The organism is Pseudomonas sp. GD03862, assembly GCF_029840855.1.
Taxonomy (GTDB): domain Bacteria; phylum Pseudomonadota; class Gammaproteobacteria; order Pseudomonadales; family Pseudomonadaceae; genus Aquipseudomonas; species Aquipseudomonas alloputida.
The window spans coordinates 64,422-82,885 of sequence record NZ_JAOCDI010000012.1; the positions used below are offsets into that span (position 1 = coordinate 64,422).

Genomic DNA, 18,464 nt, shown 5'->3' on the forward strand with positions numbered 1-18,464 from the left:
ACCACCCACACATTCGGGGTATGTCACCCCTGGGCGAATCCACCGATAGTGAACCCATCGGCTCGATCCGGAGCACTCACACGATGGAGTTGCCATGCGCAAGGTACTGAAGGTGATTGGCGGTCTGCTGCTGGCGTCTGGCGCCAGCCTGGCCCAGGCGGCAGAGGTGGACAGCGGTAACACGTTACGGTTGTACAACTGGACCGACTACATCGGTGAAACCACCCTGGCCGACTTCGAGAAGGCCACCGGCATCAAGGTCATCTACGACACCTTCGATGGCTACGAAACCGTGCAGACCAAGCTGCTCACCGGCCGTTCCGGCTACGACCTGGTCATGCTCAACGCCTCGCTGGTCCCCCCGCTGATCAGCGCCGGTGTGTTCCAGGCACTGGACAAGCAGCAACTGCCCAGTTGGCACAACCTCGACCAGCAGGTGGTGAACGACCTGCAGGGCTACGACCCTGGCCTGAAGTATTCGGCGCCCTACACCTGGGGCAGCTCGGGGGTCACCTACAACGTCGACAAGATCACCGCACGCATGCCCGACGCGCCGATCGGTTCGCTGGCCATGCTGTTCGACCCCAAGATCGTCTCGCGCTTCGCCGACTGCGGTGTCACCCTGATGGACGCGCCCACCGAGGTCATCCCGCTGGCCTTGCAGTACCTGGGCAAGGATCCGCGCAGCGCATCGCCGGCCGACCTCAAGGCGGCCGAACAATTATTGCTGGGCATCCGCCCTTACATACGCAAGTTCGATTCGGTGAATTACCTCACCAGCCTGCCCAATGGTGATGTCTGCCTGGCGCTGACCTGGTCCGGTGACTATGCCACCGCCCAGGCCCGCGCAGTGGAAGCGAAGAAGGACATCAAACTGTCGTTCTTCATCCCCAGGGAAGGTTCGCTGATCTGGTTCGACAACCTGTACATCCCCAAGGATGCGCCGCACGCGGCCAACGCCCACCGCTTCATCGAGTTTCTGCTGCAGCCGCAGACCATGGCCAAGGTCACCGACTACATCCATTACGCCAACAGCAACGCTGCCGCTACCGCGCTGGTGCGTGATGACATTCGCCAGGACCCGGCCATCTACCCCGACGCACCCACCCGCGAACGCCTGTTCGCGCAGAAAACCCAGAGCCCGAAGGACATGCGCGCCATCACCCGGGTCTGGAGCACGGTCAAGACCGGTTTCTGAACACTGCCCAAAAATTCTCGCCAAGGAGCTGCCCATGGCCACCCCAAGCAAAGCATTCGCCATTGCCCACGACCCACTGGTGGAAGCCGACAAGGCCCACTACATGCACGGCTACCATGTGTTCGACGAGCACCGCGAGCAAGGTGCGTTGAACATCGTCGCCGGTGAAGGCGCCTACATTCGCGACACCCACGGCAACCGTTTCCTTGATGCCGTCGGCGGCATGTGGTGCACCAACATCGGCCTGGGCCGCGAGGAAATGGCCCTGGCCATCGCAGACCAGGTGCGCCAGCTGGCGTATTCCAACCCGTTCTCCGACATGGCCAACGACGTGGCCATCGAACTGTGCCAGAAGCTTGCGCAGCTGGCGCCGGGCGACTTGAACCATGTGTTCCTCACCACCGGCGGCTCGACCGCTGTCGACACCGCCTACCGGCTGATCCAGTACTACCAGAACTGCCGAGGCAAGCCGCACAAGAAGCACATCATCGCCCGTTACAACGCTTACCATGGCTCCACCACCCTGACCATGTCGATTGGCAACAAGGCCGCCGACCGGGTGCCGGAGTTCGATTACCACCACGACCTGATCCACCACGTCTCCAACCCCAACCCGTACCGCGCGCCAGACGACATGGACGAGGCGGAGTTCCTCGACTTCCTGGTGGCCGAGTTCGAGGACAAGATCCTCTCGCTGGGTGCCGACAACGTGGCGGCATTCTTCGCCGAGCCGATCATGGGCTCGGGCGGGGTGATCATTCCGCCCGAGGGGTACTTCCAGCGCATGTGGCAGCTGTGCCAGACCTACGACATCCTGTTCGTCGCCGACGAAGTGGTGACCTCGTTCGGGCGCCTGGGCACCTTCTTCGCCAGCGAGGAACTGTTTGGCGTCATCCCTGACATCATCACCACCGCCAAAGGCCTGACCTCGGCGTACCTGCCGCTGGGTGCGTGTATTTTTTCCGAGCGCATCTGGCAAGTGATTGCCGAGCCGGGCAAGGGCCGTTGCTTCACCCACGGTTTTACCTACAGCGGCCACCCGGTGTGCTGCACGGCGGCGCTGAAGAACATCGAGATCATCGAGCGCGAGCAACTGCTCGATCATGTCAAGGACGTGGGGGGTTACCTTGAGCAACGCTTGCAGAGCCTGCGCGACCTGCCGCTGGTGGGGGATGTGCGCTGCATGAAGCTGATGGCCTGTGTCGAGTTCGTCGCCAACAAGGCCAGCAAGGCGCTGTTCGCCGATGAGGTGAACATCGGCGAGCGCATCCACAGCAAGGCGCAGGAAAAAGGGCTGCTGGTGCGCCCGATCATGCACCTGAACGTGATGTCGCCACCGTTGATCATCACCCATGCGCAGGTGGACGAGATCGTCGAGACCCTGCGCCAGTGCATCCTCGAAACCGCGCGTGAACTCACGGCGCTTGGCCTGTACCAAGGCCGATGAACCTGGCGCAAAGGGCTGTGCGCGGGCGTGCCTGGCAGGCTAGACTGCCGGGCATGACCCAGGCCTCCCCCGATACCCCGCTTACCCTCACAATGGGCGCGCTGCAGCAGTGGCACGCGGCGTTGCAGCGCGCCCTGGCCCATGGCGAAACCCCCGAGGCGCTGGAGTATGTGGCCGCTGCCATCGGCCAGTTGGTGCAGGTGGAGTCGATGATGATCAGCCTTGAGTGCCAGGGGCGGGCGCCGCAGTTGCTGTACCAGCAAGGCATCCCCGAACGGCATCGGGCCGCCGTGCTGGAGCGCTATTTCAGCGCCGGCTACCTGCTGGACCCCTTCTGCCTTGCCGTGCAAAGCGGCCTGGCCGAAGGCTTCTACCACCTGCAGGAAATCGCCCCCGACAACTTCTTCGACAGTGACTACTACAAGGCCTATTACCTGGGTACAGGTTGCAGTGAAGACAGCTACTACATCGTTGACCTCAGCGCAGGCCGCAAGCTGTCGCTGAGCCTGTTCCAGGGCTGCAGCGGCACGCGCCTGAACGCCGGGCAGGTCGACCTGTTGCGTGCGCTGGAGCCGATGGTACGCGAACTGCTGGGGCGCTATGCCCGGTACAACCTGGAACCGGGCGCTGCATCAACCGAGCGCGGCAGCCTGCAGGCAGCGTTCGACAGCTTTGGCTGCCAGGTGCTGACCGACCGCGAGCGGGAAGTGGCGCACATGATCCTGCGCGGGCACTCGGTGAAATCTACTGCGCTGGAGTTGGGTATCTCGCCGGAGACCGTGCGCATGCACCGCAAGAACCTGTACATGAAGCTTGAGATCAACTCGCAATCGGAGTTGTTTGCACGGTTCATCGACTGGTTACGCGGTGATCATTTGCCGATGATTTCTGATTGACTGTCTTGAGCCCTGGCGATTCACGTGTCGCAGCATGAAACAGCTCAATGGGAGCATCCCTATACCGATGGGTATACGGGGCAGGCATAGGCAATAGGGCAGGGCTATACAGCCCCTGTGGGCACGGTGTGTTCATATTGCCTGTTGCTCGATCAACGCCAGGCACCGCTGCACGATCGGGCTTACATCACCTTTGCGCCGGCTGAGGATGATCGGGCTGACGGCGCCGCTATCAAGCAGGCCGACATACTCGATATCGGGACGGTGCTGCTGCTGTACCGATGCTGGCACCAGGGTCACCCCGACGCCAACCGCTACCAGGCCGATGGCGGTCTGCAGTTCGTTGGCCCACTGGCTGACACGAATGCTCATGCCGTGGTGGGCGAACAGCGCCAGCACGTGGTCGGCATAGCTGGGCCGGGGATTGGCCGGGTAGAGGATGAACGCTTCGCCAGCCAGCTGGGCCAGACTGAGCGGGCTGCCCGCCAGGGGGTGGCCCTTGGGCAGCACGGCCACCAGCGGGTCCTCGCACAGCACCTGCTGGTGAATCACCGGGTCGTCGATGCGAATGCGGCCGAAGCCAATGTCGATACGCCCGCTTTTCAGCGCCTCCACCTGTTGCAGTGTGGTCATCTCGTTCAGGCCCAGTTCCAGCTCGCTGTCCTGGCGAAGTTCGCGGATCAGCTCCGGCAGCACGGTGTACAGGGTAGAGGGCGCAAAACCGATGCCCAGCCACTGGCGCTGGCCCTGGCCGATGCGGCGGGTGTTGTCGCTGATGTTCTGCAACTGCTGCAGCACGGTGCAGGTCTGTTCGTAGAAGAAACGGCCGGCCTCGGTCAGCCGCAGCGGACGTTCGCGAACCACCAGCAGGGTGCCGAGCTGGTCCTCCAGCTGGCTGATCTGCCGGCTCAGGGGTGGCTGGGCGATGTGCAGCAGCTCGGCGGCGCGGGTGAAGTTCAGGGTCTCGGCCAAGACTTTGAAGTAACGCAGGTGGCGCAGCTCCATCAGACCTCCAGGGTATGGTGGGAGATTCATTTGATATTGGACGGTCGTCAGGGTCTCGCGCAATCCTTCAACAATCAAGTAAACGCATCACTCGGGCCTACGACTGTAAGCCCGACCTGACGGGACCTGGCAACAATGACAAGCGCGCTGATTGAACACATAGATGCAATTATCGTCGATCTCCCGACCATTCGCCCGCACAAGCTGGCGATGCACACCATGCAGCAGCAGACCCTGGTGGTATTGCGACTGCGCTGCAGCGATGGCGTGGAAGGCATCGGTGAAGCCACCACCATCGGTGGCCTGGCGTATGGCTACGAAAGCCCCGAAGGCATCAAGGCCAACATCGACGCGTACCTCGCCCCGGCGCTGATCGGCCTGCCGGCAGATAACATCAATGCCGCCATGCTCAAGCTGGACAAGCTGGCCAAGGGCAACACCTTCGCCAAGTCCGGCATCGAAAGCGCCTTGCTCGACGCCCAGGGCAAACGCCTGGGCCTGCCGGTCAGCGAACTGCTGGGTGGCCGCGTACGTGACAGCCTGGAGGTGGCCTGGACCCTGGCCAGCGGCGACACCGCCCGCGACATCGCCGAAGCCCAGCACATGCTGGACATTCGCCGGCACCGCGTGTTCAAGCTGAAAATCGGCGCCAACCCGGTGGCCCAGGACCTCAAGCACGTGGTCGCGATCAAGCGCGAGCTGGGTGACAGCGCCAGCGTGCGGGTCGACGTCAACCAGTACTGGGACGAGTCCCAGGCCCTCCGCGCCTGCCAGGTATTGGGCGACAACGGCATCGACCTGATCGAGCAGCCGATTTCGCGCATCAACCGCGCTGGCCAGGTGCGCCTGAACCAGCGCAGCCCGGCACCGATCATGGCCGATGAGTCGATCGAAAGCGTCGAGGACGCCTTCAGCCTGGCCGCCGACGGCGCCGCCAGCATCTTCGCCCTGAAAATCGCCAAGAATGGTGGCCCGCGCGCGGTGCTGCGCACTGCACAGATCGCCGAGGCCGCTGGCATCGCCTTGTACGGCGGCACCATGCTCGAAGGTTCGATCGGCACCCTGGCTTCGGCCCATGCATTCCTCACCCTGCGCCAGCTCACCTGGGGTACAGAGCTGTTCGGGCCGCTGCTGCTGACCGAGGAGATCGTCAACGAACCGCCGCAATACCGCGACTTCCAGCTGCACATCCCCCACACCCCCGGCCTGGGCCTGACGTTGGACGAACAGCGCCTGGCGCGCTTCGCCCGTCGCTGATCAGCAAGCAAGGAGATAATCATGTTGTTCCACGTGAAGATGACCGTGAAGCTGCCGGTCGACATGGACCCGGCCAAGGCCGCCCAGCTCAAGGCCGATGAAAAGGAACTGGCCCAGCGCCTGCAGCGCGAAGGCACCTGGCGCCACCTGTGGCGCATTGCCGGGCATTACGCCAACTACAGCGTGTTCGATGTGCCCAGCGTCGAGGCGTTGCATGACACGTTGATGCAGCTGCCGCTGTTCCCGTACATGGATATCGAGGTCGACGGCCTGTGTCGGCATCCCTCGTCTATTCACAGCGACGATCGCTGATTCGCACCTGTATGCCTGACAAGAACAATACGAGGTAAGCACGATGACCGTGAAAATTTCCCACACTGCCGACATTCAAGCCTTCTTCAACCGGGTAGCTGGCCTGGACCATGCCGAAGGAAACCCGCGCTTCAAGCAGATCATTCTGCGTGTGCTGCAAGACACCGCTCGCTTGGTCGAAGACCTGGAAATCACCGAGGACGAGTTCTGGCACGCAGTCGACTACCTCAACCGCCTGGGCGGCCGTAATGAGGCAGGCCTGCTGGCTGCTGGCCTGGGTATCGAGCACTTCCTCGACCTGCTGCAGGATGCCAAGGATGCCGAAGCCGGCCTTGGCGGCGGCACCCCGCGCACCATCGAAGGCCCGTTGTACGTTGCCGGGGCGCCGCTGGCCCAGGGCGAAGCGCGCATGGACGACGGCACTGACCCAGGCGTGGTGATGTTCCTTCAGGGCCAGGTGTTCGATGCCGACGGCAAGCCGTTGGCCGGTGCCACCGTCGACCTGTGGCACGCCAATACCCAGGGCACCTATTCGTACTTCGATTCGACCCAGTCCGAGTTCAACCTGCGTCGGCGTATCATCACCGATGCCGAGGGCCGTTACCGCGCGCGCTCGATCGTGCCGTCCGGGTATGGCTGCGACCCGCAGGGCCCAACCCAGGAATGCCTGGACCTGCTCGGCCGCCACGGCCAGCGCCCGGCGCACGTGCACTTCTTCATCTCGGCACCGGGGCACCGCCACCTGACCACGCAGATCAACTTTGCTGGCGACAAGTACCTGTGGGACGACTTTGCCTATGCCACCCGCGACGGGCTGATCGGCGAACTGCGTTTTGTCGAGGATGCGGCGGCGGCGCGCGACCGCGGCGTGCAAGGCGAGCGCTTTGCCGAGCTGTCATTCGACTTCCGCTTGCAGGGTGCCAAGTCGCCTGACGCCGAGACGCGAAGCCATCGGCCGCGGGCGTTGCAGGAGGGCTGAGTTCGAGGTTTTGTCACTGTGATTTTGCCTGGGGCTTTCCGTGCGGGGAGGCCTCGGGCTTTTTGTCGCCAGGGGCGGGTGATCTAGAATCGTCTTTTTGTTCAGGCCCCCACACCATGCTCCCCATCGCGCTGCTGCCAACCACCATCGACCAGGCGTCGCTGATCCGCAATCTCTACCAGTTCTATTGCTACGAGTCCTCCGACTGGGAGCAGGAAGACGTCGAGGCGGACGGCCGTTTCTACATCCACGAGGAGCACCTGCAACGCTACTGGCAGGACGACGGCTGGGGCGCGTATCTGGTGCTGGTGGACGGCTTCATCGCCGGCTTCGTGCTGGTCGAGCGCAGCGAGCTGCCTGGCATCGTTGCGCAGGAGCTTGCCGACCTGTTCATCTTGAAGAAGTACCGTCGCCAGGGCATCGGCCGAGCGGTGGCGTTGCAGTTGCTGGGGGGCGAGGGTGACTGGCTGCTGCGTTGCTACGCACAGGATCTGCCCGCCGTGGCTTTCTGCAATGCCGTGCTGGCGAGCCTGCCGCGGCCGGCGCAGGCTATCGCCCTGGGGGATGAGCCGGACTTGCTCAACTTCCTGGTGACCGGCACCCGCCATTGAGGGCGGGGCGCTTTCGTTCGTCCAGATAAGGGATAGCGCCATTTTTGTGATGTGCTTCACAAAATGCTCACGAGCGGCATAATGCCATCATCGCTTTCCAAGACCCGGCCGCCGCTTGCCGGGGTCCCTTTTCATGCGCTTCGAAGGTTCAGGTAAAGTTCATGTCGCTCGCAGCAAACCCCGACATCATGTACCGGCTGTTGATCCAGAGCGTGGTGGATTATGCCATCTACCTGCTCACCCCTGAAGGTATCGTCGCCAACTGGAACCCCGGCGCCCAGCGCGCCAAGGGGTACCGTGCCGAGGAAATCGTCGGCCAGCACTACTCGCTGTTCTACACCGATGCCGAGCGCGCAGCCGGGTTGCCGGCATTCAACCTGGAGCAGGCGCGCAGCACCGGACGCTTTGAGGAAACGGGTGCACGGCTGCGCAAGGACGGCACGGCCTTCCACGCCCATGTGGTCATCGAAGCGGTTTACGACGATGCCGGGCAACTGGTGGGTTTCGCCAAGGTCACCCGCGACATTTCCGAACGCCACCGCCAGGAGCTCGAATTGCTGCAGGCCAAAGAGCTGGCCGAGCAGTACAGCCAGGAAATGGCCAAGCTGTCGCAGTTTCTCGATTCGGTCATTGCCAACATTCCCGCGAGCGTCATCGTCCAGGACCTAGAAAGCCAGCGCATCCTGTTGGCCAATCAGCAGGCCGAACGCCTGTTCGGCGGGCCTCAGCACAGCATGATCGGCCAGTTGCCCAAGGAATGCCTGGCACCGGCTGCCGGTGACTACCTGGAGCAGCAATTCGTGCGGGGTGCCCGCAGTACCAAGGGGCATGCCGCCGAAACCCGCGTCGACACCGCCCGCGGCCCACGCACACTGCGTAGCCGTACCCTGCTCAGTCAAAACCGCGAAGGGCAGGCCGATTACGTGTTGTTCGTGGCCGAAGACGCCACCGAAGAGCTGGCCGCCCATGCGCAGATCCACCACATGGCGCACCATGACGCGCTCACCGGGTTGCCCAACCGTACGCTGTTCCACGAACGGCTGCGCCAGGCCCTGTTGCGCGGCAGCGAAAACACCAAGCTGACCGCTGCCCTGTGCCTGGACCTGGACAACTTCAAGAACATCAACGACTCCCTTGGCCATGCCTTTGGTGACAAGCTGCTACGCGAGTTGGGCAAGCGTCTGCGCCGCGAACTGCGTGAGCACGACACCTTGGCCCGCCTGGGTGGCGACGAGTTCGCCGTGGTGCTGACGGGCCTGGAGGGGCGGGATGCCGCGTGCAATACCGCGCAGCGCCTGATCAAGGCCATCAGCCCGCCGTTCCGGATCGAAGGGCATCAGTTCGCGGTGGGGGTGAGCATCGGCATCGCCATCGCGCCTGATGACCATGACCAGGCAGAGCAACTGCTGGGCTACGCCGACATGGCGCTGTACCAGGCCAAGCGTAACGGCCGTAATCGTTATGAATGCTTCGATGTCGAACTGGACGTTGCCGCCCGCCAGCGCCGCCTGGTGGAAACCGACCTGCGCACAGCGCTGCACCTGGGGCAGTTGCAGTTGCACTACCAGCCGGTAGTCGATCATCAGACCAGCAGCGTTACCGGTTATGAGGCGCTGCTGCGCTGGGAACACCCGACCCGTGGCATGGTCATGCCGATGGACTTCATCCCCATTGCCGAAGAAACCGGGTTGATCCACGAGCTGGGCAACCGTGCGCTGAACCTGGCCTGCCAGGAGGCCGCCAGTTGGGACAGTGAGCAGACGGTGTCGGTCAACCTGTCGGCGGTGCAGTTCAAGAACGGCGATCTGGTGCATACCGTCGCCCTCGCGCTGGCCGACTCGGGCCTGCCGGCGCAGCGGCTGGAGCTGGAAATTACCGAGTCGGTACTGCTGGGCAACAGCGAGGAAAACGTGCGCACCTTGCGCGCGCTGAAAGACCTGGGTGTGTCCATTTCACTGGATGACTTTGGTACCGGCTACTCATCGTTGGGCTACCTGCGTTCGTTCCCGTTCGACCGGATCAAGATCGACAAGTCGTTCGTGCATGACATGTGCGACAGCCGCGAGGCCATGTCGATCATTCGCGCCATTACCGAGCTGTCCAACAGCCTGATGATCAAGATCACGGCTGAAGGCGTGGAGTCGGAGGAGCAGATGCGCCGGCTCGCGGCGGAAGGCTGTTCGCACTTCCAGGGCTACTTTTACGGGCGGCCGGCACCGGCGAGCGAGCGGTTGAAGCAGGTCATCACCCAAGAACAATGACTTGCGCGGCGACCTCAGCTGTTCCAGTCCGGGGCAAACGGCGGGCTAACCACGCGCTGGTCTTTCGGCAGCCCGGCAATGGCTGTGCGGTCTTCGTCATCCAGCTGCACGGTCAACGCGGCCAGGTTGGCCAGCTGGTTTTCGCGGCTGCTGGCTTTGGGGATCGCCGCCACGCCGTCCTGGTCCAGCAGCCATTTCAGCGCCACCTGGCTGGGCAGCACGCCATGCTTGCGGGCGATCGCCTGGATCACCGGCTGCGCCGCTGCCTGGCCGCGTGCCAGCGGGGTATAGGCGGTGAGCAACAAATCATGGCTGCGGGCGAAGTCGAGTAGCGGTTGCTGGCTGAGCAGAACATGGTATTCCACCTGAATCGCCGACAACGGCGCGCCCAGGGTTTCCACCACCTGGCGCAGTAACCCCAACGGGAAGTTGGCCACGCCAATGTGGCGCGCCTTGCCTTCGTCACGCAGCGCTACCAGGGTGTCGATGCTGCGGGCCAGGTCCCAGTCCGTGCCTGGCCAGTGGATGTGGAACAGGTCGACCTGTTCGGTACCCAGCGCGCGCAGGCTGTCTTCCAGCGACTGACGCATGGCTTTGGGCTCCAGGCGGTCCCACCAGACCTTGGTGGTCAGGTGGATCTGCTCGCGTGGCACGTCGCTGTCGCGCAGCGCCTGGCCAACGGCCGCTTCGTTTTCGTAGGCGGTGGCGGTATCGATGTGCCGGTAACCCACGTCCAGTGCCTGGCGCACGGCCTGGGTGCATTCACTGCCGGTCATTGGCCAGGTGCCCAGGCCGATGGCGGGCAGGTCCAGGCCGGTGCGGGTGCTGAGCCTTTGCATGTAAATTCCTTGTAGGGTGTGCAGGGTCGGTCGATGGTCGGCGATCAACCGTGTACGGGCCATGCAGACAAGGTGGAAAGTGGTCGATCAGCGAACAGAAATTGCACTTGGCCGGGGCAAGCGGCAAATGAACTTCCTTATTCTGCGCCATCTCTTCTAGAATCCCAGCTGTTACATCCGCCAGGCAATGCCTGCGCGGCCTTCCTTGGGCGAGGCATGTTGCCCCGCCGTCATCGAGAGAGCCATGAGTTCCAGCACACCGCTGTCCGGCGTCAACCAACCCCTGCGCGGCATCGCGTTGGTGGTGGTGGCGACGTTCCTGTTCGCCAGCCACGATGCCTTGTCCAAATTCCTGGGTGGCCTGTACCCGATAGTCATGGTGGTGTGGGCGCGTTATGTGGTGCACACGTTGCTGATGGCCGGCATCTTCCTGCCCAAGTCTGGGCTCAACGTATTGCGCACCCGCCGGCCGGTATTGCAGACCTTGCGGGCCCTGAGCCTGCTGAGCACCAGCCTGCTGTTCACGACCGGCTTGCAATACCTGCCACTGGCCGAGGCCACGGCCGTCAACTTCCTTGCCCCGGTGCTGGTCACCGCGTTGTCGGCGCCGCTGCTCAAAGAGCGAGTGACAGTGGGGCAGTGGGTGGCGGTGGTGATGGGCTTTATCGGCGTGCTGGTGGTGGTGCACCCTGGCGGGGCGATGTTTACCCCGGCCATTCTGTATCCGTTCGGTTCGGCATTGGGCTTCTGCTTCTATCAGTTGCTGACGCGGATTCTGGCGGCGCATGACAGCCCGACCACCAGCAACTTCTATGCGGGTTTGTGCAACACCTTGGCAATGAGTGCCCTGGTGCCGTTCTTCTGGGAGGTGCCGCGCTGGGATCATGCCCTGTTGATGCTGGCACTGGGCGGCTTTGGCATGACTGCGCACCTGCTGTTGACCCAGGCCTTCCGCCATGCGGCGCCGGCGTTGCTGGCGCCGTTCAGCTATTGCCAGATCGTGTTTGCCGGGTTGCTTGGCTTCGTGGTGTACAGCCAGGTGCCGGATACCCTGAGCCTGGTGGGGATTTTGGTGATCTGCCTCAGTGGGCTTGGTGCAGCCTGGATGCAGCGCGGCAAATAGCAGCCGCGTGCTTCAGGCTGTACGACCGGTAGGCGCAGCGTTGCGCTGCGAAGAGGACATCACTGCGTGGCCATGAACTGCAGGATGCGGTCGCGCAGCCAGCGCTCGGCGGGGTCGTTGTCCTGGGCGCCGCTCCAGACCATCGACAGCTCGGCCTCGGTGATGTCGAACGGCGCCGGGTCGGCGCGCAAGCTGCCGTCGTCGGCGAGGGCACACGCGGCATAGTCCGGCACCGTGGCGATCAGCTCGGTGTTGCGCAGCAGGGCGCGCAGGCTACCGAACTGCGGCACCGCCAGCACCACCTTGCGGCAACGCCCGATGCGTGCCAGGTCGAGGTCGATGTTGCCGCTCATGTCACCGGAGAACGACACCATCACATGCGGGCGGGCGCAGTATTCGTCGAGGGTCAGCGGCCCCGGGCGGTCGTCGGCGCGCAGCACCCGTACACCGATGTCGCGCAGCTTGCGGCGTTTGGCGGTGGCCGGCAGGTCGGTGGTATAGCTCACACCTACCGAGATCTCGCCGCTGGCCAGAAGGCCCGGCATCAGCAGGAAATTGGCCCGCCGCACTACCACGCTAATGGCGGGGGCTTCTTCACGCAGGGCCTGCAGCAGGGCCGGAAACAGGCCGAACTCGGCATCGTCAGAAAGGCCCAGGCGGAACACGTTGCAGCTGTTGGCCGGGTCGAACTCGCGGGCGCGGCTGATGGCAGCGGAAATCACGTCCATGGCCGGGCCCAGTTCAGCAAAGATCTGCATGGCCCGCGGGGTGGGTTCCATGGCCCGGCCGCTGCGGATCAGCAGCGGGTCGTCGAACAGCTCGCGCAGGCGGGCGAGGGCGGCGCTGACGGTGGATTGGGTGATAAACAGCTTTTCACCCACGCGGGTCAGGTTGCGTTCGATCATCAGGGCTTCGAACAGCACCAGCAGGTTCATGTCGACGCGGCGCAGGTCGTTGCGGTTCATGAGGGCTCGGCGTCCTGGGCAAAGGGTATGGCTGTGTATTGAAGCATGGCGTGGGGCCTTGTGCCTTGTATGGATGTGCCGGCCTCATCGCGGGCTTGACCGCGATGAGGCCGATACAGGCCTGCGCCTGACAGAGCCAGCCTATCAGGCTCCAACAGCCACTCTATTAGAACTCTGCCCAAGCTCGGCTAGTCTTTCTCGTGGCCCCGCGAATTCCGCGACAGGGCAGCGCGTCAGCACCTGCGTGCAAGACCGTGCCCCCCCCGCCGTGACAGCTTCGCAAGCCCCGTGTACACCTGATGAGGGGTAGTACGAGCCCACCCGCTCGGCTGAAAGAACACTGGCATAGACCGGAAATCTGGATAACCGACCCAAAGGTACCCGCAGATGTCGAACGAATCGAAATGCCCGTTCCATCAAACCGCAGGTGGCGGCACCACCAACCGTGACTGGTGGCCTGACCAGCTCAACCTGAGAATTCTTCACCAGCATTCCTCCAAGTCCAGCCCCGACCCGGACTTCGACTATGCCAAGGCGTTCAAGAGCCTCGACTTCCAGGCCCTGAAGAAAGACCTCACCGCCTTGATGACCGACTCGCAGGATTGGTGGCCGGCCGACTTCGGCCACTACGGCCCGCTGTTCATCCGCATGGCCTGGCATAGCGCCGGCACCTACCGCATTGGTGATGGCCGCGGTGGTGCGGGCTCTGGCCAGCAACGCTTCGCCCCGCTCAACAGCTGGCCGGACAACGTCAGCCTGGACAAGGCCCGGCGCCTGCTGTGGCCGATCAAGCAGAAGTACGGCAACAAGATTTCCTGGGCCGACCTGATCGTGCTCACCGGTAATGTTGCCCTCGAATCCATGGGCTTCAAGACCTTCGGCTTCTCCGGCGGGCGTGCCGATGTGTGGGAGCCGGACGAAGACGTGTACTGGGGGTCGGAAAAGGTCTGGCTAGGGGGTGATACCCGTTACGGCAAGGATCAGGTCAAGGCGCAGCCGCCGGGGCAGGGTGACCTGGTGGCCGAGCCGGCCAAGCATGGTGAAGAGCAGAATCGCGACCTGTCGGCCGAGCGTAACCTGGAAAACCCGCTGGCCGCCGTGCAGATGGGCCTGATCTACGTGAACCCGGAAGGCCCGGAAGGTAACCCCGACCCCGTGGCCTCGGGCAAGGACATCCGTGAAACCTTTGGCCGCATGGCCATGAACGATGAAGAAACCGTGGCCTTGATCGCCGGTGGCCACGCGTTCGGCAAGACCCACGGTGCCGGCCCCGCCGACAACGTCGGCCCCGAGCCGGAAGCGGCAGGCCTGGAGATGCAGGGCCTGGGCTGGCACAACACGTTTGGCTCCGGCAAAGGCGGGGATACCATCACCAGTGGCCTGGAAGTGACCTGGACCTCCACCCCGACCCGGTGGAGCAACGAGTACCTGAATAACCTGTTCGACTTTGAATGGGAGCTGACCAAAAGCCCGGCCGGCGCGCACCAGTGGCGGCCGAAAGATGGCAAAGGCGCAGGCATGGTGCCCGATGCACACGATCCCGGTAAAAGGCATGCACCGTCGATGTTGACCTCCGACCTGGCATTGCGCTTCGACCCCATTTACGAGCCAATCGCTCGCCGCTTCAAAGAAAACCCTGACCAGCTGGCGGATGCTTTTGCCCGTGCGTGGTACAAGCTGATCCACCGCGACATGGGCCCGCTGGCGCGCTATCTGGGCCCGGAAATGCCCAATGAAGAGTTGCTGTGGCAAGACCCGTTGCCCAAAGCTGACCCAGCCACGATCAGCGAGCAAGACATCGCGACCCTCAAGGCCAGGATCCTGGCCTCGGGTTTGAGCGTGGGTGAACTGGTCTCCACCGCCTGGGCATCCGCGTCGACCTTCCGCGGCTCCGACAAGCGCGGTGGTGCCAACGGCGCGCGTTTGCGCTTGGCGCCACAGAAGGACTGGGCTGCAAACCAGGGCGTGGACAAGGTGCTGGCGGCATTGGAGAAGATCCAGGGCGAGTTCAACAGCAGCGGCAAGAAGGTTTCCCTGGCTGACCTGATCGTGCTGGCCGGTACCGCGGCAGTCGAAAAAGCTGCCAAGGATGCGGGCTACAGCGGCAGCGTAGGGTTCCGCCCGGGCCGAGTCGATGCGTCGCAGGAGCAGACTGACGTCGAGTCGTTCGCCGTGCTGGAACCGCTGGCCGATGGCTTCCGCAACTTCACCAAGGCACGCTACAGCGTCAAGGCCGAGAAACTGTTGCTGGACAAGGCGCAGTTGCTGACCCTGACCGCGCCAGAGCTGACCGTGCTGATCGGTGGCCTGCGGGTGCTCGGTGCCAACCATGGTGGTAGCAAACTCGGCGTGTTCACCGACAAGCCGGGGACGCTGAGCAACGACTTCTTCCGCAACTTGCTGGATATGAGCGTGGAGTGGAAACCGACCTCGGCGGACAACGAAACCTTTGAAGGCCGTGACCGCAAGACCGGGCAGGTGAAGTGGAGCGGTAGCCGGGTCGATCTGGTGTTCGGTTCGCATGCCCAGTTGCGGGCGTTGAGCGAGGTGTATGCCAGCAGTGATGGCGGTGACAAGTTTGTCCGGGACTTTGTGGCCGCCTGGCAGAAGGTCATGGAGCTGGACCGCTTTGATCTGAAATAGCGTTGCCTGGCGGGGGGCGCTCAGCGCCCCCTTGGCCAGTGGTCATCCCGCCAATTCCAGGTCGGATAGATACAAAAGTGTCCTCGTCGGTTCTGTTGCAATGCTTCTCAGGCGGCCGGCCTGAACAGCGTGCTCACAACGACAAGGAACCCCGACCATGCAAATGCCCAAGACCCTGAAAATCCGCAATGGCGACAAGGTGCAGCCAACCTTCTCCGCTCAGGAATACGCTGCTCGCCACGCCCGGCTGCGGGCCTATATGGCCGAGCAGGACATCGAGGCGGCAATCTTCACCTCGTATCACAACGTCAACTATTACAGCGATTTCCTCTACTGCTCGTTCGGCCGCCCTTATGCGCTGGTGATCACCCAGGACAAGGTGGTCTCGATCAGCGCCAACATCGACGGCGGGCAACCCTGGCGGCGCACGGTGGGCACTGACAACATCGTCTACACCGACTGGCAGCGCGACAACTATTTCGTCGCCATCCAGCAGGCGTTGCCGCTGGCCTCGCGCATCGGCGTGGAGTACGACCACCTGAACCTGCAGAACCACGGCAAATTCGCCGCCTGCTACCCCAAGGCCGAGCTGGTGGACATCGCTGCGCCGTGCATGCGTATGCGCATGATCAAGTCGGCCGAGGAGCAGGCGCTTATCCGTCACGGTGCACAGGTGGCCGACATCGGCGGAGCGGCAGTGGTCGAGGCCCTGCGTGAGCAGGTGCCCGAGTACGAGGTGGCACTGCATGCCACCCAGGCGATGGTGCGCGAAATTGCCAAACGCTTCCCGGACGCCGAGCTGATGGACACCTGGACCTGGTTCCAGTCCGGGCTCAACACCGATGGCGCACACAACCCGGTCACCAGCCGCCGTGTGGGCAAGGGCGAGATCCTCAGCCTCAACTGTTTCCCCATGATCGCCGGTTATTACACCGCGCTGGAGCGCACCCTGTTCCTTGACCACTGCCCGGACGAGTACCTGCGCCTGTGGCAGGCCAACGTCGAAGTGCACGAAGCCGGGCTGCAACTGGTGCGCCCAGGCATGCGCTGCAGCGATATCGCCCGCGAACTGAACGAGATCTTCCTGCGCCACGACCTGCTGCAGTACCGCACCTTCGGCTATGGCCATTCGTTCGGCACGCTCAGCCATTACTACGGCCGCGAGGCGGGGCTGGAGCTGCGCGAGGACATCGATACCGTGCTGGAACCGGGCATGGTGGTGTCGATCGAGCCGATGATCATGCTGCCTGAAGGGCGGCCGGGGGCGGGCGGTTATCGCGAGCATGACATCCTGATCGTCAACGACAGCGGCGCCGAGAACATCACCAAGTTCCCGTATGGGCCGGAGCACAACATCATTCGCAAATAAGCATCGGCGTCGGCTGCTTCGCGGGCAAGCCCGCTCCTACGGGGATTTCACCGTTGTCGTAGGCGCGGGGTTTCCTGCGAAAAGGCTGGCCCAGACAACAACAAGATCCCCGTATGACCACCAGACCCTGCCTCCAATTAAAAGAACCAGAGGGTACCCGTCATGTCCAGCACCACCCTAGACCCATCCGCCATCACCGGCCCCGCACACAACGCCGAACGCCAGGCGCTGCGCAAGGCCGCCCGGGCCAGCTTCATGGGCAACTTCGTCGAGTGGTTCGACTACGCCGCCTACGGCTATCTGGCCACCATCATCGCCGCCACCTTCTTCCCGCAAACTGACAAGACCACCGGTTTGCTGGCCACCTTTGCGGTATTCGCCCTGTCGTTCCTGGTGCGCCCGCTGGGTGGCATCGTCTGGGGCCATTTCGGCGATCGACACGGTCGGCGAAACGCGCTCTCGTGGTCGATCCTGATCATGTCGGTATCCACCTTCTGCATCGGCTTGTTGCCGGGCTATGCGCAGATCGGGCTGTGGGCACCGGCCTTGCTGTTGCTGATCCGCCTGGTACAGGGGTTTTCCGCCTCGGGTGAGTACGCCGGGGCCGCTGCGTTCCTGGCCGAGTACGCGCCGCCTGGGCGGCGTGGCTTGTACACCAGCATCGTGCCGGCCAGCACGGCGGCGGGGTTGTTGTTCGGTGCGGCGTTCGTCGCGGTGTTGCATGAGCTGCTCAGCAGTGAAGCCCTGCATGAGTGGGGCTGGCGCCTGCCGTTCCTGCTGGCGGCGCCGTTCGGCCTGGTAGGGCGCTATATCCGCATGAGCTTGCAGGACACGCCCAAGTTCCTGGAGATGGAGCAGCGCCTGGAAACCAAGGCCGGCATGGCCACGACGCCGCTGCGCGAACTGCTGGGCCAGCACCGGCGCAGTCTGGCGATCGGCATGGGTGTCACCTGCCTGAATGCGGTTGCGTTCTACCTGTTGCTCAGTTACATGCCGACCTACCTGTCCAGTGAAATGGGCATGAGCGAGCGGGATTCGTTCATCGCCTCGACGGTGTCGCTGGCCACCTATATCGGCTTGATCTTCCTGATGGGGCGGCTGTCCGACCAGTTTGGTCGCAAGACCATGCTGGTGGTGGCCTCGCTGTTGTTCCTGGGGTTGACCGTGCCGTTGTTTCGCCTGCTGGACGGTCAGCCGCTGCTGGTGATTCTGGCCATCCAGATCCTTTTCGGTGCGATGCTGGCGATGAACGACGGGACCTTGCCGTGCCTGCTGGCCGAAATCTTTCCGACCCGGGTGCGCTTCAGCGGGTTTGCCCTGAGCTTCAATGTGGCCAATGCGCTGTTTGGCGGGACTGCGCCGTTCATTGCCACCTGGCTGATTCAGGTGACGGGCAGCAAGCTGGCCCCGGCAGGATACTTGCTGGCGGCAGCACTGGTGGCGCTTGTGGCCATGCTGATGTGTCGGGAGACGGCGCACGCGGCCCTTGAAGATTAGTTGACCTGCACTGGCCTCTTCGCGGGCAAGCCCGCTCCTACAACGGCCTGTGGCGGACCACC

15 protein-coding genes are annotated in these 18,464 nt (G+C 63.4%); 12 read left to right on the forward strand and 3 right to left on the reverse strand.

All coding sequences use genetic code 11. The features are described 5' to 3' along the window. The first annotated feature begins 94 nt into the window (after window positions 1-94). The 3 genes from N5D53_RS10610 to N5D53_RS10620 are packed head-to-tail and all read left to right on the forward strand — an operon-like array spanning window position 95 to window position 3,541. The gene (locus tag N5D53_RS10610) at window positions 95-1,198 is read left to right on the forward strand and encodes a polyamine ABC transporter substrate-binding protein (protein WP_129932059.1); all 1,104 of its coding nucleotides are present in this window, start codon (window positions 95-97) and stop codon (window positions 1,196-1,198) included. A gap of 34 nt (window positions 1,199-1,232) precedes the next feature. Beyond that, the gene (locus tag N5D53_RS10615) at window positions 1,233-2,645 is read left to right on the forward strand and encodes an aminotransferase (protein WP_104961431.1); all 1,413 of its coding nucleotides are present in this window, start codon (window positions 1,233-1,235) and stop codon (window positions 2,643-2,645) included. Window positions 2,646-2,698: 53 nt separating this feature from the next. Continuing rightward, complete coding sequence (locus N5D53_RS10620) at window positions 2,699-3,541, forward strand: helix-turn-helix transcriptional regulator (RefSeq protein WP_223843536.1); 843 nt, start codon at window positions 2,699-2,701, stop codon at window positions 3,539-3,541. Window positions 3,542-3,673: 132 nt separating this feature from the next. On the opposite strand, the gene catR is transcribed toward N5D53_RS10620, so the two are convergent. Further along, complete coding sequence (gene catR / locus N5D53_RS10625; RefSeq protein WP_010954552.1) at window positions 3,674-4,546, reverse strand: HTH-type transcriptional regulator CatR; 873 nt, start codon at window positions 4,544-4,546, stop codon at window positions 3,674-3,676. Window positions 4,547-4,681: 135 nt separating this feature from the next. On the opposite strand from catR, the gene N5D53_RS10630 reads away from it, so the two are divergent. The 5 genes from N5D53_RS10630 (at window position 4,682) to N5D53_RS10650 (ending at window position 9,966) form a co-directional block, all read left to right on the forward strand. Further along, window positions 4,682-5,803: a muconate cycloisomerase family protein gene (locus tag N5D53_RS10630; RefSeq protein ID WP_104961433.1), complete on the forward strand. Its 1,122-nt coding sequence runs from the start codon at window positions 4,682-4,684 to the stop codon at window positions 5,801-5,803. Between the two features lie 21 nt (window positions 5,804-5,824). Next, window positions 5,825-6,115, forward strand: coding sequence for a muconolactone Delta-isomerase (catC, locus tag N5D53_RS10635; protein ID WP_003256111.1), 291 nt, complete (start codon window positions 5,825-5,827; stop codon window positions 6,113-6,115). A 43-nt stretch (window positions 6,116-6,158) separates the two neighbouring features. Further along, window positions 6,159-7,094 (forward strand): catechol 1,2-dioxygenase, encoded by a 936-nt coding sequence (catA, locus tag N5D53_RS10640; protein WP_104961434.1) that lies wholly within the window; start codon window positions 6,159-6,161, stop codon window positions 7,092-7,094. Window positions 7,095-7,210: 116 nt separating this feature from the next. Beyond that, a complete protein-coding gene (locus tag N5D53_RS10645; protein WP_010954548.1) occupies window positions 7,211-7,705 on the forward strand; it encodes a GNAT family N-acetyltransferase in 495 nt (164 codons plus the stop codon). Between the two features lie 161 nt (window positions 7,706-7,866). Continuing rightward, the gene (locus N5D53_RS10650) at window positions 7,867-9,966 is read left to right on the forward strand and encodes an EAL domain-containing protein (protein ID WP_266023851.1); all 2,100 of its coding nucleotides are present in this window, start codon (window positions 7,867-7,869) and stop codon (window positions 9,964-9,966) included. Between the two features lie 14 nt (window positions 9,967-9,980). Here N5D53_RS10650 and N5D53_RS10655 read toward each other — a convergent pair whose 3' ends face one another. Next, entirely contained in the window at window positions 9,981-10,805 is an 825-nt protein-coding gene (locus N5D53_RS10655; protein ID WP_129932053.1) for an aldo/keto reductase, read from the reverse strand. A gap of 244 nt (window positions 10,806-11,049) precedes the next feature. Here N5D53_RS10655 and N5D53_RS10660 point away from each other — a divergent pair, with 244 nt between their 5' ends. Next, window positions 11,050-11,928 carry a DMT family transporter gene (locus tag N5D53_RS10660; protein ID WP_010954509.1) on the forward strand — a complete coding sequence of 293 codons (879 nt, stop codon included), beginning with the start codon at window positions 11,050-11,052 and terminating at the stop codon, window positions 11,926-11,928. Window positions 11,929-11,987: 59 nt separating this feature from the next. Here the strand turns inward: N5D53_RS10660 and N5D53_RS10665 are convergent, their stop codons facing one another. Beyond that, entirely contained in the window at window positions 11,988-12,893 is a 906-nt protein-coding gene (locus N5D53_RS10665; protein ID WP_020192324.1) for a LysR family transcriptional regulator, read from the reverse strand. Window positions 12,894-13,280: 387 nt separating this feature from the next. On the opposite strand from N5D53_RS10665, the gene katG reads away from it, so the two are divergent. The 3 genes from katG to N5D53_RS10680 all read left to right on the forward strand — a co-directional run bounded on the left by katG (window position 13,281) and on the right by N5D53_RS10680 (window position 18,402). Beyond that, window positions 13,281-15,536 carry a catalase/peroxidase HPI gene (gene katG, locus N5D53_RS10670; protein ID WP_266023855.1) on the forward strand — a complete coding sequence of 752 codons (2,256 nt, stop codon included), beginning with the start codon at window positions 13,281-13,283 and terminating at the stop codon, window positions 15,534-15,536. Between the two features lie 157 nt (window positions 15,537-15,693). Continuing rightward, entirely contained in the window at window positions 15,694-16,905 is a 1,212-nt protein-coding gene (locus N5D53_RS10675; RefSeq protein ID WP_020191657.1) for a M24 family metallopeptidase, read from the forward strand. 162 nt (window positions 16,906-17,067) lie between these two features. Next, window positions 17,068-18,402, forward strand: a complete 1,335-nt coding sequence (locus tag N5D53_RS10680; protein WP_064493070.1) for an MFS transporter — start codon at window positions 17,068-17,070, stop codon at window positions 18,400-18,402. Window positions 18,403-18,464 lie beyond the last annotated feature (62 nt).

Bases quoted from the DNA above. Each gene is read 5' to 3' on its own strand.
- N5D53_RS10610 (WP_129932059.1), top strand. From the start codon at position 95: ATGCGCAAGGTACTGAAGGTGATTGGCGGTCTGCTGCTGGCGTCTGGC.
- N5D53_RS10615 (WP_104961431.1), top strand. From the start codon at position 1,233: ATGGCCACCCCAAGCAAAGCATTCGCCATTGCCCACGACCCACTGGTG.
- N5D53_RS10620 (WP_223843536.1), top strand. From the start codon at position 2,699: ATGACCCAGGCCTCCCCCGATACCCCGCTTACCCTCACAATGGGCGCG.
- catR (WP_010954552.1), bottom strand. From the start codon at position 4,546: ATGGAGCTGCGCCACCTGCGTTACTTCAAAGTCTTGGCCGAGACCCTG.
- N5D53_RS10630 (WP_104961433.1), top strand. From the start codon at position 4,682: ATGACAAGCGCGCTGATTGAACACATAGATGCAATTATCGTCGATCTC.
- catC (WP_003256111.1), top strand. From the start codon at position 5,825: ATGTTGTTCCACGTGAAGATGACCGTGAAGCTGCCGGTCGACATGGAC.
- catA (WP_104961434.1), top strand. From the start codon at position 6,159: ATGACCGTGAAAATTTCCCACACTGCCGACATTCAAGCCTTCTTCAAC.
- N5D53_RS10645 (WP_010954548.1), top strand. From the start codon at position 7,211: ATGCTCCCCATCGCGCTGCTGCCAACCACCATCGACCAGGCGTCGCTG.
- N5D53_RS10650 (WP_266023851.1), top strand. From the start codon at position 7,867: ATGTCGCTCGCAGCAAACCCCGACATCATGTACCGGCTGTTGATCCAG.
- N5D53_RS10655 (WP_129932053.1), bottom strand. From the start codon at position 10,805: ATGCAAAGGCTCAGCACCCGCACCGGCCTGGACCTGCCCGCCATCGGC.
- N5D53_RS10660 (WP_010954509.1), top strand. From the start codon at position 11,050: ATGAGTTCCAGCACACCGCTGTCCGGCGTCAACCAACCCCTGCGCGGC.
- N5D53_RS10665 (WP_020192324.1), bottom strand. From the start codon at position 12,893: ATGAACCGCAACGACCTGCGCCGCGTCGACATGAACCTGCTGGTGCTG.
- katG (WP_266023855.1), top strand. From the start codon at position 13,281: ATGTCGAACGAATCGAAATGCCCGTTCCATCAAACCGCAGGTGGCGGC.
- N5D53_RS10675 (WP_020191657.1), top strand. From the start codon at position 15,694: ATGCAAATGCCCAAGACCCTGAAAATCCGCAATGGCGACAAGGTGCAG.
- N5D53_RS10680 (WP_064493070.1), top strand. From the start codon at position 17,068: ATGTCCAGCACCACCCTAGACCCATCCGCCATCACCGGCCCCGCACAC.